Raw genomic sequence first — 14,203 nt, 5'->3', positions numbered from 1 at the left:
GTCAGGAGCTGCCTCATGTCATGCCGTATCTTGTAATCTGATCTGTTTCCGCTAACCCGCCAGCTTACTCGGCATCCGGATAAGGATTGATCTTCTGGATCGTTCCGTCTTCGTTGTATTTCAACTCGGAATATTTAACGCAGCGCTTATGGTTGACGCCTTCCGACAGGGAGCTGTCGTGATAGAACAGATACCACTTGTCTTCGACTTGCACAATGGAATGGTGGGTTGTCCAGCCGATAACCGGAGAGAGAATCTCACCCTTGAATGTGAACGGCCCCATCGGGTTCTTGCCGATCGCATATACGAGCTTATGCGTGCTTCCTGTAGAGTAGGATAGGTAGTAATAGCCGTTATATTTATGCATCCATGGGCCTTCAAAATATCTCCGTTCCTCATCTCCGGCCAGAATTGGATTCCCATCTTCATCGACAATGGATATCTCGACAGGTTTATCCTGGAAGGACAGCATGTCGTCGCTGAGCAGGGCAACTTGCGGTCCAAGCGCCGGCTGGTCAGGAGCCGGTCCTTCTGCATCTGGTACGAAGCTTCCGGTTTGCCATTTCTCCAGCTGGCCGCCCCAGAGTCCGCCGAAATAGATGTATGACTGATTGTCGTCATCCACCAGTACGGCCGGATCGATACTGAAGCTGCCTTCCATGTAATTCGGCTGCGGCGTGAACGGTCCTGCCGGAGACTCTGATGTTGCCACACCCAGACGGAAGATGTCGTCATGATCACGTGCCGGGAAGAACAGGTAATAGGTATTGTTCTTATAAGCGGCATCCGGAGCCCAGAGCTGCTTGGAAGCCCACGGAATATCTCTCAGATGCAACGCTTCGCCGTGATCGACTACCGGGGAATCGAAGTTGTCCATCGAGAGCACATGATAGTCTTCCATTTTATACTGGTCACCGTTATCGTTGCTCGGCTCGTCATGATCAAGGTCATGGGAAGGATAGATATAGATTTTGCCCTCGTAGACATGGGCGGACGGGTCCGCAGTGAAGATGTGGGTTACAAGCGGCTGGTGGGGCTTAGGTAAATGTTGTTGGTTCATAAGGCATCTCCTTTGGTATTGGAATAATAGAATCCTTCATAATAAGCAGGACTAGCGTTCTTTATACCGTTGCCCGAGGCGTGAAGTTCAGAACTAAGACCGTCTCCATCATGAGATAGTACTGGTGAGGCACGCGAACATGGTTGGCCCCTCATCGTCCAGCGTGTAGGCCTTCCTGCTCGGTCCCGAAATAGTGCTCAAATATCCGGCGATTACGGGATTACGGTAATTCATTGAATGCAGCGTACCTCCCTCTGAAATCAAAGCAAGCGCTTACAATATCTAGTGTAATTGTACTAGATCCGCTTGTTCTTTCCTATACTCATACTTAAGATCTTCCCCCGAAAAAATGTATAATTCCCCCTATCCAATTATACTGGAAATAAACACCTATTGCTCGCGTTTTACTTACTTGGGTGAACATTTTTGGGTCGATATTGGTTGTAAAAACGGATATATGCTTTATTGCTGATTCCGGCGTCAACCTTTGGCAGTCTGTCGTGGTAGGCATAAAACGTTAGAGGACTGATCGCTGTAAACGATCTGTCCTCTAACGTTTTTTTGAATAGCGACTTCAATGGGAATATGTTCTTGTCCCTGGGCATGTCTTCATGGTTAGTAAACGTTTAGCATCATTCCATGTCAATCCGATGACGATGTGACCTATGTCACCTGATGTGGACTTAAATCACGTTATGATAACATGATGTGATTTATAGCAGGATAAACCAGAGCAGGAACTGCACCGCTCCAATAATCTCAATGATGCCCACCTTCATAGGACGCAGAGTTTGACCTGCGTATCGGAACGCTCTCGCAGCAGAATAGACGAAGGCCAGCCCCATCCATGGATACCCAACGATAGCCGGAATGAATAACAGTATAACATGCACAAGACGTGACAACCTGATCCAGCGAGGATTGTTGCGTTCCCGAAAGACAGATTTCACAAAGAACGTACTTCCTGTAAAATGTAAAAAGGAAAATAATACAACGATCAACATCCCATAATCCCATTCACCACTGCCAATTAAATAAGCTGCTGCTCCGCCAAGGGAGAACACTAACATCGCACAAAGGTCATTGGTCAGTGACCTTTCTGCCCTATGTCTCACATGCCAGATGTTAACCAGGAGTAGGCCTACGAGCATAGGGCCAAACCATAACAGCGAGGATTGCCCAACGACGGCCGGTATGAGACAGACCAAAGCTACCGTGCCGTATATGGCGGCCCATGTGTACAAGCGATGCCGATTCGCGTTTCGTTTGAGCGATTGCAGCAAAGGATATGCGGTCAGATATAGGCCAAGCCAGGCTATGAACAGAGGCACATGAAGCCACTGGGGACTACTTGCCGCCACACCGACGAGGAAGGGCACACTAACCATCGCCCACCCACCGTGCTCATGAGGGATAACGATTGGTTTTAGATTCGTACTTGCATTGATTTTCAATTCAATCATAACCTCCTATCCGATTTACCATTACAAAATTAGAGCTTTAGAGAGGATGAAACTCGTATGACCCGGGTAAATAAAGAAAACGCAGCTGAATTTCTGCAGCAATTCCCTATATTTCAGGATCTCAGCCCTGAAGAGTTGAAACAAGTTGAAGAAATCGCCATATCCCGCAGCATCAGCAAAAAAACAGTGATCTTTAGTGAAGGCAGTGAAAAAGAAGCGGTCTTCTTCATCCGTACCGGCATTGTCAAAGCGTACAAAACAGACGAGAACGGACATGAACAGATTGTCTCCTTTCTCAAAACAGGAGATATGTTCCCACATACCGGATTTTTCAATGCGCATCCATACCCCGCTACCGCTGTTGCGATTACGCCGACAAGTCTGCTAGCGATTCCTGTCCGTCATTTTGAACGGCTCATGCTCAGCACACCTTCCATTGCCATCAAAATTATGCGTGTACTTGGCGATAAAATACGCGAATTACAAGATAAGTTACAAGTGCTTTCCGGTCAGGATGTGCGTAATCGTGTGCTCTCCTTCCTTCTCATGCTGGCAGAGCAACATGGTCAGCAGCAAGCGGACAAGATCGTCATCAATCTGCCCATGACCCACCAGGAATTTGCCAATTCCATTGGAACGACTCGGGAAACGGCCAATCGATTGCTGAACCAGCTCTCCAAAGATGAGCTGCTTGAGGTTGATCGTAGTCGAATTATCATTCATAACTTGCAGGCTTTAAAGGAACAACGAGACGCCTGAGCATAACGATAAGCCGCTGCATGCATTTTGTTTATTCTTTCTTCTTTCTTCTTTCTTCTATCCGAGTGTGGAGACTGCCACTTGTGCAAAAAGAGACCTTAACTACTGTAAATCAAGTTAAGGTCTCTTGCTGTATGTTGGATCACTTTTTCAAAACCTGTTCCGTTTATGTGATTTGCTCAGGCAATCGTAAGATCGGGTTTACTCATGTCACTGAACATACCGGCATAATATTTGACTTCTCCAGCTTCATTACGAATCGCTGTAATACTAAGCCATTCCTGATAGACCTCACCGTTTTTCTTCCGGTTCCAGATCTCTCCCTGCCAGTATCCTTTGTCACGCAGTTCCTGCCACAACTGGTCATAGAACTTTTTATCCTGCTTGCCTGATTTCAGCATGCTTGGCTTCTGTCCTACCGCTTCTTCAGCTGAATAACCTGTAACGGCCGTGAAGGCTGGATTCACAGAACGAATAACACTGTTCGTATCCGTCACCAGAATCGCTTCAATTGTATTTTCCAAAATACTGGCAGACAGTTGAAGTTTCTCCTGATAGAACATCCAGATGACAAGCACGAGACTTACCAGTGCAATCTGGGACAACGCCATGAATCCAATCGCATAATGCCCTGTCATACTGTACAACAGTGTCAGCATCAATGGGGGGAAGAAACCACCCAAACCACCCATAGCCGAGATCATACCATTAGCGATCCCTGCTTGTTTGACGAAATACATTGGCACCAATTTGAAAATCGTACCGTTACCTGTCCCCGCACAAAGCGCTACAGTCAGACAGCCCACGGTATAGATATAGAAGGATGGCGCGAAAGATAACACAATCGCCGCTACCGTCAATCCGCCAAATACAAACATTAATATTTTAAACGGATTAAATTTATCACCCAGCCATCCGCCAACTGGACGCATGATCGTTGCGACCAGGATGAATCCTGCGGTGCGAAGTCCGGCATCAACCTTATCCATCTGAAAATTGGTTACGAGGAAGTTCGGCAAGTAAACGGTGAACGCCACGAACGAACCAAACGTCAGGAAATAAAAGAGACACAAGAGCCACAGCTTGTTATTGCGTGATACGTCTTTTAGCTGCTGCATTAGAGGAAGGGTGACACGAGTTTCTTTTTTGTCTCCCAATGCAAAGTTGAGTACCGCCATACCAATTAAAAGAATACTGTAAAATAATACGGTCTTGGACCAACCGACCTGAGCAGCAACCAAAGGAGCTCCAAACGCCGAAAGCGCCGTACCCAAGTTACCAATACCATAGATCCCGTTAACAAAACCGTGACGCTCTTTGGGATAATACTTCGGCAACGAGGTTACTCCGACAGAGAACACAGCTCCACCGATCCCGAGGAAAAATCCCCCAATGATCAGATCACTGAAAGATGTTGCACGGCTTACCCACCATACTGGAGCGAGTAACAATACAAAGCTGATCATGAAAATGTTACGTGCCCCGTATCGGTTCGTCCAATACCCAATTGGAATACGGGCAATCGAACCGATCAATACCGGAATAGCCGTTGCCCAAGCCAGCTGTGATGACGTAAGTACGATGTCTTCTTTAATGAAAGGCATGAGTGATGACAGAATCACCCATACCATGAAACCGAGAATCAGACTTGCGGTTTGCAAGGGCAGTTGAACTTTACCTTTTTGTTGCATTTACATCGCCCTTTCCTTATGTTGTTCTTGATTCTGATTCGGATACACTGCCCCATCTCTTCTGCGATACAGCACGTAGCTACGTCTGAGATATCCGAGAGGCATACTCAGCATGTGAACGAGACGTGTGAATGGGAACACACAGTACAGCACAAATGTAAGCAAGATATGAACTTTGAAGTTCATTGGCACAGTTTGCATTAGAGCCGGATCAGGTTGGAAGACCAGAAGTCCACGCAGCCATGGATTAATCGTTGTACGATAATCAAACCCACTGTGATTTACCGCATTGGCTGAAGTTGCCAAAATACCCGTCACAATAACAATAATCAACATGGCGAGGGCCAGCCAATCCCCAACGCTGCTTGTTGCGCGCACTCTACGAGCCGTATAGCGGCGTACCAACAGAATAACCAAACCGGCAAATGCAATAATTCCTGCCGGTAATCCGCCGAACACAGCGCCCATATGATAGGCTTCGTCACTCAGACCGATCCAGTGGTAAAATTCGATCGGTACTAGCAAACCGGCAATATGTCCGCAGATGACGGCGAAAATGCCGATGTGGAAGAGTAAACTTCCCCATCGCAGCATACGTTTCTCCAGCATCTCACTTGATTTGGATGTCCAACTAAACGGATTGGTTACATATCTCCAGATGGTCGCTGTGATACAAAACACGATGACCATATACGGGAGAGCACCCCATAACATGAATTCCAGTGTACTCACCGACTGCCCCTCCTCATCAGCTCAACGATCTCGTTCAGACCGCCAAGCGGTTGTTTCTGTTCTTCTTTGCTTGGTTCAGGTACGTCCGAAACAGACGGCTCGGGCATCACCTGTAACATCAGCGTAAGGAGCGGCCCGTATGGACTGTTTTGTCCTGCAATACTTTCGGTCATCGATACCAGTGCTTTATGGCAACTATCCAGAACTCCAATGGCATCCTGCTCAGGAGCCTCGGCAATGAATTCAAGCACCATGGGCAAGTAATCCGGGAGTTCGGTAGCTTCCATATAGAAACCAGCCGCTTCATATCTGCGTTTCAAATCAATCAGTGCTGGTCCGCGATCTCGCTCATCACCATGTAAAGCATATGTGAGATATAGATTCGATTTTTTATCAAAGTCAAAAGAACGAACATACGCGTCTTGCCACCGTATGGCATCTAGAGCCTGAGCACTACTGATGAAAGTTAACACGGTCTGCTTCACTTCTTCATCAGAGATCGAAAGAACAGCTTCCTGTACGCCTTGTAATCCCTCTCTCCACTCGGTATCCGGATATTGCAGCAGATAGGAGATCAGTTTGCAGACCATTCGTCTTGTTTCCGTGTCGTACACCGGCTTAACGATTGGTTCTGGATCGATATCAATTGTCATCGTTGTTGTCTCCTCTCCTATGAGAATACGCCGCAAGAACCCGGGCCGCCTGCAAAGTCAAGACCACAGCTGCCTTGTTCACTGAAGAGATCCGCCACTTCCTCACGGTGAGCTGGTGGGATCACAAAACGATCATCGTATTTCGCGATAGCGAGCAGACGATACATATCTTCAACTTCCTGCGCACTCATGCCTACCATATCCAACAGGTCGGACTCACTTGTTTTGCCGGTTTGCTGGTTACGCATATGAATACGCATTACAGCCATTTTGCGCAGTACTTCACGAATACGTCCTGTATCTCCAGCAGTAAGCAGGTTCGCCAGATATTCAACCGGAATACGCATGTTATCAATCGCCGGGAAAATATCGTTTGCTTCGAGCGAGCTTCCTTGGCCTTCTACCCGGTTCGTGATCGGGCTTAGCGGCGGAATGTACCATACCATTGGCATCGTGCGGTATTCAGGGTGCAGTGGAAGTGCGATCTTCCAGTCAATCACCATTTTGTAGATCGGGGACTGCTGCGCTGCTATAATCCAATCCTCTGGAATGCCTGCTGCCCGTGCTTCACGGATGACTTCAGGATCATTCGGATCAAGGAAAACATCCATTTGTGACTCATACAGATCCTTTTCATTCTCAACCGATGCTGCCGCTTCAATGCGGTCTGCATCATAGAGCATCAGACCGATGTAACGGATACGTCCGACACAAGTTTCGGAGCAGATCGTTGGCAGACCCGCTTCAATCCGCGGGAAGCATAGTGTACATTTTTCGGCTTTGTTCGTCTGCCAGTTGAAATATACTTTTTTGTAAGGACAACTGGATACACAGAATCTCCATGCACGACAAGCATTCTGGTCAACCAGTACGATACCGTCCTCTTCCCGTTTGTACATGGCACCTGATGGACAAGAGGACACGCAAGACGGGTTCAGACAGTGTTCACAGATTCGCGGCAGGTACATCATAAATACCTGTTCAAAATCCATTTTGATCGATTCCTCGACACCTTTCATGTTCGGGTCTTCCATCCCCGTTATATGAGCACCGGCGAGGTCATCTTCCCAGTTTGGACCCCATTCGAGGTTCATGTACTCTCCCGTGATTTGGGATTTCGGTCTTGCGACCGGCTGGTGTTTTTTCTCCGGACTGTTGGTCAGTTTTTCGTAATCATAAGTCCAAGGCTCGTAGTAGTCGTCAATCGTTGGTTGATCCGGGTTGTGGAAAATGTTAAGCAAACGTCTGGCACGTGTACCGGATTTCAGCTCCAGCTTGCCATTTTTCATCTCCCAGCCGCCGCGATAACGCTCCTGATCCTCCCATTGTTTCGGATAACCGACACCCGGTTTCGTTTCGACATTGTTAAAATACATGTACTCTGCACCTGGACGATTCGTCCAGGTGTTTTTGCATGTAACGCTGCATGTATGGCATCCGATACATTTATCCAGGTTCATGACCATACTGACTTGTGCTTTAATCTTCAAGCCAATCCACCTCCTGCAGTTTTCTAATGATGACGTTCAGGTCACGCTGGTTGCCTGTCGGGCCATAATAGTTGAAACCATAACTTAACTGGGCATAACCACCGATCATATGTGTTGGTTTCACGTGAATACGAGTCGGACTGTTATGCGTACCACCGCGTGTCTGTGATATTTTCGTACCCGGAACGTTAATGTGACGGTCCTGAGCGTGATACATAAAGGCTACTCCGCGTGGAATCCGGTGCGTGACGACTGCTCTTGCCACAACGACCCCGTTACGGTTGAAACATTCGATCCAGTCATTATCCACCAGGCCGGCGTCCTCAGCATCTTCATGATTCATCCAGATCGTTGGACCACCGCGGAACAACGTCAACATCGGCTGTGCATCATAGTACATACTGTGAATGGACCACTTGTTATGCGGTGTCATGTAGTTCAGTACGATTTCTTTGCCGCCCTCGATCGGACGTTTGCTGTTTGGATGGAACGGTGTATGTTTCAGAATTGGTTTGAAGGTCGCCAGCGTCTCACCGAACTCACGCAGCATCGCATGGTCGATATAAAACTGTTGTCTGCCCGTCAATGTCCGCCATGGAATCAGACGCTCTACGTTGGTTGTAAACGGTGAATAACGCCGTCCGCCTTTTTCCGATCCGCTGAATGCAGGTGATGTAATGACTGTTTTCGGTTTTGAAGTAATCTCATCAAATGTGAAACACTCCTCCGAGCGCTCTTCTGCCAGATCCTTCAAGTGCAGTGCCGTCTTCTTCTCAAGTGACTCCCACGCACGTACAGCCATCTTGCCGTTTGTGGTGGTAGAGAGCGTCAGAATTGCTTCAGCAACGTTGCGATCTGTACTCAGATCTGGACATCCTTGTCCAATACCATCTTTTCGGTTAACACCAAGAATGCCTTTCAACTTCTCATACTCCTCGGTTGCAGACCATGAGATACCCTTCGTACCAATCGGTTTATCCTTCACATTAGGTCCGAGACTGATCATTTTGTTGTAAACCGCAGCATAGTCACGTTCTACGACCTGAATATGCGGCATCGTTTTGCCCGGAATAGCTTCACATTCTCCAGCACTCCAGTCTTTGATCTCACCATACGGCTGCGCGAGTTCATCCGGTGAATCATGCAGCAGTGGTGTAGTCAAAATCTCCTTCTGCGGTCCGTCGAACTGCTGTGCAGCCATGTCGGAGAACACACGTGCAATCTCCTTAAACGTATCCCAGTCGGAACGGGATTCCCACTGTGTGGCTACTGCCGGGTTGAATGGATGCACGAACGGGTGCATATCCGTACTGCTCAGGTCACTTTTTTCATACCATGTGGCTGCTGGCAGTACGATATCGGAATACATTGCTGTACCCGCCATCCGGAAGTCCATATTGACCATAAGATCCAGCTTGCCTTCCGGAGCATGTTCCACCCACTCCACATGCTCTGGACGAAGTCCCAGATCATCATCATTCAGCAATCCGTTCGTGGCACCAAGCAAATGCTTGAGGAAATACTCATGTCCCTTGCCTGAGCTTGAGATCAGGTTGGCTCTCCAGACAAACAGCACACGCGGGAAGTTCGCCGGGTCATCAGGCTGTTCAATGGAGAATTTCAGATTTTTATTTTGCAGTTCGGATGCCACGTAAGCTCCGATCTCTTCATTCGTTTTTGCTCCCGCATCCAGTGCATCCTGATGCAAATCAATAGAGTTCCGGTTAAATTGCGGATAAGATGGAAGCCAGCCCATGCGTGCAGCCATAACATTATAGTCAGCAACGTGCTCGAAGCGCGGATCACCCTCAAGTGCCGAGGTCAGCTCTCCGACCTTAGTCTCCTCATATCTCCATTGATCTGTTGCAAAATAGAAGAAGGATGTACCATTTTGCAGACGCGCAGGTCCACTCCAGTCACGCGCAAACGCAATCGTCTGCCAGCCTTCCGCCGGACGTAGTTTCTCCTGACCTACATAGTGAGCCCAACCACCACCGTTAACCCCCTGACAGCCTGTCATCAGTAGCAGGTTGATAATGGCACGATAGATTACGTCAGAGTTGTACCAGTGGTTGATGCCGGCACCCATAATAATCATAGAGCGACCTTGTGTATCCACGGCATTTTGTGCAAACTCACGTGCGATCTGAACGACGGTATCCCGGTCAACCCGAGTGATTTTTTCCTGCCAAGCAGGTGTAAATGGTTTATCCTCTTCCGCTTCCATAACGACTCCTGCAACGATTTCAGTAGAGTCTGCTGAACGCGTCATTTCACGATCAACCCCATACTTCGCCAGCACGAGATCGTAAACCGAAGTAACCGTAATCCAGCGATCATCAACCCAGATGCGGCGGACCGGGATTTGACGTTCCATTACGTGACTTCCTTCGTCATCGAAGTAAGGCAGTTGCACGGTTACGAGATCATGGTGCACACCGAGCATGGAAAGTCTTGGATCAATCGGCTCGCCGGTATCCACCTGCTCCATTTTGAGATTCCATGTACCTTCTTCACCCCAGCGGAAGCCCATACTGCCTTTTGGAATCGCATAGGATGCCGTATTTTCGTCATATACAAGGGTCTTCCATGCCATGTTGTTGCCCTGGATGCCCAGGTCTTCCCCAAGCAGGAATCGTCCTGCAGTGTTCACGCCATCCTTCTCTTCGACAATCAACAAATTCGGGAAGTCTGTATATTGCTTCGCATAAGACATGAAGTACTGCGTAGGATGATCCAGATAAAATTCTTTCAGGATGATGTGCCCCATTGCCATGGCAAGCGCGCCATCTGTACCTTGTTTTACGGACATCCATGTGTCTGCAAACTTCACATATTCCGCATAATCCGGACTGATGGATACCACTTTTGTTCCCTTGTAACGTGCTTCAGCGAGGAAGTGGGCATCCGGTGTACGGGTCATTGGCAGGTTGGAACCCCAGACCAAAATGTATCCTGAGTTGTACCAGTCACTACTCTCCGGCACGTCTGTCTGATCTCCCCAGATTTGCGGGGATGCCGGCGGCAGATCCGCATACCAGTCATAGAAACTGAGTAGTGGTGAACCTACCAGAGATAAGAAACGGGATCCTGCAGCATAACTGACCATCGACATTGCTGGAATCGGGGAGAAACCAATGATACGGTCGGGGCCGTAATCTTTGATCGTATGAATCATGGAAGCAGCAATAATCTGTGTTACTTCGCCCCATGATGCACGAACCAGTCCACCTTTACCGCGTACCGATTTGTATCTTTTCACTTTCACCGGATCATTCGCGATACTTTGCCATGCTTTTACTGGATCGCCATGAGTCTTCAGGGCCTCACGCCACATTTCAAGGAGCGCCCCACGCACGTAAGGATGTTTCACACGTAATGGACTATATAGATACCATGAGAAGCTTGCTCCACGCGGACATCCACGCGGCTCAAAATCAGGCATATCAGGTCCGGTTGATGGATAGTCCGTCGCCTGTGTTTCCCATGTCACGATGCCATCTTTCACATAAATCTGCCAGCTGCACGAACCCGTGCAGTTCACGCCGTGTGTGGAACGCACCACTTTATCATGTTGCCAACGACGGCGATATACATCTTCCCAGTCCCGGTTTACCGGGGACATCTCACTCCAGCCTTCCGCGTTTTTTTCACGTTTGGCAAAATACTTCAGTTTGCCCATCCAGGGCATGCTTTTGCTGCTCATTGTTGTCCTCCCACAATTGTGACCTGTTGATGCTGGTCTTCCTATCCTCCAATCTGCGACATATGCCGCAGCGTAGGTGTTCCGTTAATCTCTTGCCCTTGTAAGGCTTTTACCATGTCATGAGTTTCGGGTTTGGAGCCGAGCGCCTTGTAAAATAAATCCTGCACCGCTTTGTCGTCACCAACGAGCGGGCGAACATTGTACTCATCTGACCAGTACAGACAAGGCTTAATGTTACCGTCGGCCGTTAACCGGAGCCTGTTACAGCTACCGCAGAAATGGCTGCTGACCGGATGAATCAGTCCGAATGTTCCAGCGGCTCCAACGATCCGGTAACTATCTGCTGGGCCATTGCCATACACATCACCGCAACTTTCGTAGTTCCACTTGGTTCCGCAAGTCTTCAGTACATGTTCAAGCGGCAAATAACTCGACTTCCAACCGGTTCCACTGTCTCCGATGGGCATGTATTCAATAAAACGAATATCAATTGGGGCTTCCAGCGTCATGCGTAGAAAGTCCTCCACCTCATCGTCATTTACACCCTTCATCAGTACAACGTTTAGTTTGATGGGCTTGAATCCAGCCTTTTGACTGGCTTTGATGCCCTCCAGCACGCGATGTACCTTACCGCCCCGTGTAATACGCGCAAATCGCTCCGGCTTGAGCGAATCCAGACTAATGTTCACGCGTGTCAGACCTGCCGCTTTCAGCATCTCGGCATGAGCTGCCAAAAATATGCCATTGGTTGTCAATGCAATGTCTTCAATCCCTGGAATAGCGGATAACATCGCAACCAGTTGATCCAGCCCCTTGCGAACGAGAGGTTCTCCGCCAGTCAATCGCAGTTTCCGTATGCCTAGCGGAGCAAGTGCCTGGACAATCGATGTAATTTCTTCATAGGACAAAATGCGTTCTGTCGGTTCAAACTGCATTCCTTCTTCCGGCATGCAATACACACACCGCAGATTGCAACGATCCGTAACGGATATACGCAAGTAATCGTGCACACGTCCAAAAGGGTCTATTAGTTTTGATTCCATACACGTACCTCCTTTCTCTCGGGTGCTGTCATGACATCGCTAAAGGAGAACACTCGCTTCCTCACATGTATTGTCAATCATGGGCTAAGCATAATGATGTCTGGCTTTGCTAACTGTGCAAAATATCACAAGAACTGAAACATAACGCACAGTTGCACATTTATGAAAGCTCCGCAAGCCTTTTCCGAACAGGATTTCAGTCCAAATAAGGCGAGATTATGACAAAAATAAAGGTGTGAGCAGGCTCACACAGCCCCGCTGTCTGCTTTTCTATAATCAAGTTGCAACACCACACTAATCCCAATTTGGAGGAATGACCCATGAACACATACGCTGCAACCATTAATGCCACAGAGTATCCACCTCATTTGAAACATAAAATTATCTTTGAAACGTTTGAAGCTCTTCAGCCTGAGGAAGCGATGTTACTCGTTAACGATCACGATCCAAAACCGCTCCGCTTCCAGTTTCAATCGACACATCCTGACGGCTTTGACTGGGAGTATATCGAACAAGGTCCTATAACGTTTCAGGTCAAAATCACTAAACGATAGATTGGAGTTGAACGGGAATGGCGCATGTTGAAATCATTAACGAGACTACACTGCGTCTGACGCTGGGACTCGAAGATGCTGTATCCATGATTCAGATCGCTCAGCGTGAGCAGGCAGCCTATGCACAGGAGATCATTACGATTTACGAGAAAATGCCCGTGTTCGAATTCACTCATTTCTGCTTCTATGCCTATGACAGTGCGAGACTGTTTGAGCGTGTGCTTGAGATGGACCCCAAAACCTATCTCTCCTTCTCCCTGGATGCACCTGATTCATTCTTCTATGCCCTGTACGGAGGCATGGCCGCTTTATATGAATCTTCGATCAAGCTGGTTCAGCAGACGCAAGCAGCTACGGCAGTCAGCACCGAAACGGATGTGAACGTTCATGCTTGAAACCGACGTTAATATTGTTGAACTGGACGTACGCCCTCATCTGAGCAAAAAACTGGAGCCTTTTCAGCTCATTATGGATACCGTTAAAGAACTGAAACACGAAGATGTATTGGTCCTGCATGCACCGTTCAAGCCGACTCCATTGCTTGGCATTCTGAAAATGAAAGGATACTCCAGTACATCGGAGCGTCTGGAATCCAATCATTGGGTGACCACATTTGTGCATAAAAAAAATAAAACCGCTGCAGAGAAGATTTCTGCGGCGGTTCAATCCAATACGTTGGCTCGAACTGAATTAACTTCATCGTCGATTGAGGATTCGGGTTCAGAGGATGCCATGAATTCCTGTGAAGGGCAACCTCCAGCAATAGCTGAACCTTCGAAATCCGCAGTTTTGTCAGATGAGCCCATAACACAGGAACAGAAAGAGCCAACCATTGTACTGGACAATCGCGGACTGGAGCCGCCCCAGCCAATGATGCGCACATTAGCTGCACTTGAACGTTGCAAACCGGGAGAAGTTGTACTTATTCATAATGACCGCGTACCCGTTTTTTTGATCGAGGAACTGAATCAGCTCGGTTGTTTCTACAGCGTTGAGGACCAGACGGATGGCACAGCCAAAGTCAGAATTGAAAAAGGGTAAGGGGGCGAAAG

The 14,203-nt window shown here is 48.1% G+C and carries 12 protein-coding genes; 4 read left to right on the top strand and 8 right to left on the bottom strand.

Going from position 1 to position 14,203, the window contains the following annotated elements:
• Positions 1 to 64: 64 nt before the first annotated feature.
• Both J2T16_RS00785 and J2T16_RS00780 read right to left on the bottom strand, forming a co-directional pair.
• On the bottom strand, positions 65 to 1,060 hold the full coding sequence (locus J2T16_RS00785) for a glycoside hydrolase family 43 protein (RefSeq protein WP_154890552.1): 996 nt from the start codon (positions 1,058 to 1,060) through the stop codon (positions 65 to 67).
• Between the two features lie 713 nt (positions 1,061 to 1,773).
• Positions 1,774 to 2,523, bottom strand: coding sequence for a YwiC-like family protein (locus J2T16_RS00780; protein ID WP_154890553.1), 750 nt, complete (start codon positions 2,521 to 2,523; stop codon positions 1,774 to 1,776).
• Between the two features lie 57 nt (positions 2,524 to 2,580).
• Here J2T16_RS00780 and J2T16_RS00775 point away from each other — a divergent pair, with 57 nt between their 5' ends.
• Positions 2,581 to 3,282: a cyclic nucleotide-binding domain-containing protein gene (locus J2T16_RS00775; RefSeq protein WP_154890554.1), complete on the top strand. Its 702-nt coding sequence runs from the start codon at positions 2,581 to 2,583 to the stop codon at positions 3,280 to 3,282.
• 179 nt (positions 3,283 to 3,461) lie between these two features.
• Here the strand turns inward: J2T16_RS00775 and J2T16_RS00770 are convergent, their stop codons facing one another.
• Genes J2T16_RS00770 through moaA form a run of 6 tightly spaced genes read right to left on the bottom strand, consistent with a single transcriptional unit; the run spans position 3,462 to position 12,597 of the window.
• Complete coding sequence (locus J2T16_RS00770; protein WP_154890555.1) at positions 3,462 to 4,973, bottom strand: MFS transporter; 1,512 nt, start codon at positions 4,971 to 4,973, stop codon at positions 3,462 to 3,464.
• Positions 4,974 to 5,687: a respiratory nitrate reductase subunit gamma gene (gene narI / locus J2T16_RS00765; RefSeq protein ID WP_090917322.1), complete on the bottom strand. Its 714-nt coding sequence runs from the start codon at positions 5,685 to 5,687 to the stop codon at positions 4,974 to 4,976.
• Positions 5,688 to 5,701: 14 nt separating this feature from the next.
• A complete protein-coding gene (narJ, locus tag J2T16_RS00760; RefSeq protein WP_090917002.1) occupies positions 5,702 to 6,358 on the bottom strand; it encodes a nitrate reductase molybdenum cofactor assembly chaperone in 657 nt (218 codons plus the stop codon).
• A 17-nt stretch (positions 6,359 to 6,375) separates the two neighbouring features.
• Positions 6,376 to 7,848: a nitrate reductase subunit beta gene (narH, locus tag J2T16_RS00755; RefSeq protein WP_090917004.1), complete on the bottom strand. Its 1,473-nt coding sequence runs from the start codon at positions 7,846 to 7,848 to the stop codon at positions 6,376 to 6,378.
• The gene (locus J2T16_RS00750) at positions 7,838 to 11,554 is read right to left on the bottom strand and encodes a nitrate reductase subunit alpha (protein ID WP_336120196.1); all 3,717 of its coding nucleotides are present in this window, start codon (positions 11,552 to 11,554) and stop codon (positions 7,838 to 7,840) included. Before J2T16_RS00750 ends, narH begins: the two co-directional genes overlap by 11 nt.
• Before the next feature lie 41 nt (positions 11,555 to 11,595).
• The gene (gene moaA / locus J2T16_RS00745) at positions 11,596 to 12,597 is read right to left on the bottom strand and encodes a GTP 3',8-cyclase MoaA (RefSeq protein ID WP_336120197.1); all 1,002 of its coding nucleotides are present in this window, start codon (positions 12,595 to 12,597) and stop codon (positions 11,596 to 11,598) included.
• 320 nt (positions 12,598 to 12,917) lie between these two features.
• Between moaA and J2T16_RS00740 the strand changes: the two genes are divergently transcribed.
• The 3 genes from J2T16_RS00740 to J2T16_RS00730 are packed head-to-tail and all read left to right on the top strand — an operon-like array spanning position 12,918 to position 14,192.
• Positions 12,918 to 13,151, top strand: a complete 234-nt coding sequence (locus tag J2T16_RS00740) for a DUF2249 domain-containing protein (RefSeq protein WP_090917009.1) — start codon at positions 12,918 to 12,920, stop codon at positions 13,149 to 13,151.
• A gap of 17 nt (positions 13,152 to 13,168) precedes the next feature.
• On the top strand, positions 13,169 to 13,546 hold the full coding sequence (locus tag J2T16_RS00735; protein ID WP_090917011.1) for a hypothetical protein: 378 nt from the start codon (positions 13,169 to 13,171) through the stop codon (positions 13,544 to 13,546).
• On the top strand, positions 13,539 to 14,192 hold the full coding sequence (locus J2T16_RS00730; RefSeq protein ID WP_499017476.1) for a DUF2249 domain-containing protein: 654 nt from the start codon (positions 13,539 to 13,541) through the stop codon (positions 14,190 to 14,192). Before J2T16_RS00735 ends, J2T16_RS00730 begins: the two co-directional genes overlap by 8 nt.
• Positions 14,193 to 14,203 lie beyond the last annotated feature (11 nt).

It is taken from the genome of Paenibacillus intestini, from assembly GCF_030803945.1.
Lineage (GTDB): Bacteria > Bacillota > Bacilli > Paenibacillales > Paenibacillaceae > Paenibacillus > Paenibacillus polysaccharolyticus.
This window is presented reverse-complemented; position numbering and strand designations above follow the sequence as displayed.

Coding starts and splice junctions, on each gene's coding strand:
- J2T16_RS00770 (WP_154890555.1), bottom strand. CDS start 4,973: ATGCAACAAAAAGGTAAAGTTCAACTGCCCTTGCAAACCGCAAGTCTG.
- J2T16_RS00735 (WP_090917011.1), top strand. CDS start 13,169: ATGGCGCATGTTGAAATCATTAACGAGACTACACTGCGTCTGACGCTG.
- J2T16_RS00730 (WP_499017476.1), top strand. CDS start 13,539: ATGCTTGAAACCGACGTTAATATTGTTGAACTGGACGTACGCCCTCAT.
- J2T16_RS00780 (WP_154890553.1), bottom strand. CDS start 2,523: ATGATTGAATTGAAAATCAATGCAAGTACGAATCTAAAACCAATCGTT.
- J2T16_RS00750 (WP_336120196.1), bottom strand. CDS start 11,554: ATGAGCAGCAAAAGCATGCCCTGGATGGGCAAACTGAAGTATTTTGCC.
- narJ (WP_090917002.1), bottom strand. CDS start 6,358: ATGACAATTGATATCGATCCAGAACCAATCGTTAAGCCGGTGTACGAC.
- narI (WP_090917322.1), bottom strand. CDS start 5,687: ATGTTATGGGGTGCTCTCCCGTATATGGTCATCGTGTTTTGTATCACA.
- J2T16_RS00785 (WP_154890552.1), bottom strand. CDS start 1,060: ATGAACCAACAACATTTACCTAAGCCCCACCAGCCGCTTGTAACCCAC.
- J2T16_RS00740 (WP_090917009.1), top strand. CDS start 12,918: ATGAACACATACGCTGCAACCATTAATGCCACAGAGTATCCACCTCAT.
- J2T16_RS00775 (WP_154890554.1), top strand. CDS start 2,581: ATGACCCGGGTAAATAAAGAAAACGCAGCTGAATTTCTGCAGCAATTC.
- moaA (WP_336120197.1), bottom strand. CDS start 12,597: ATGGAATCAAAACTAATAGACCCTTTTGGACGTGTGCACGATTACTTG.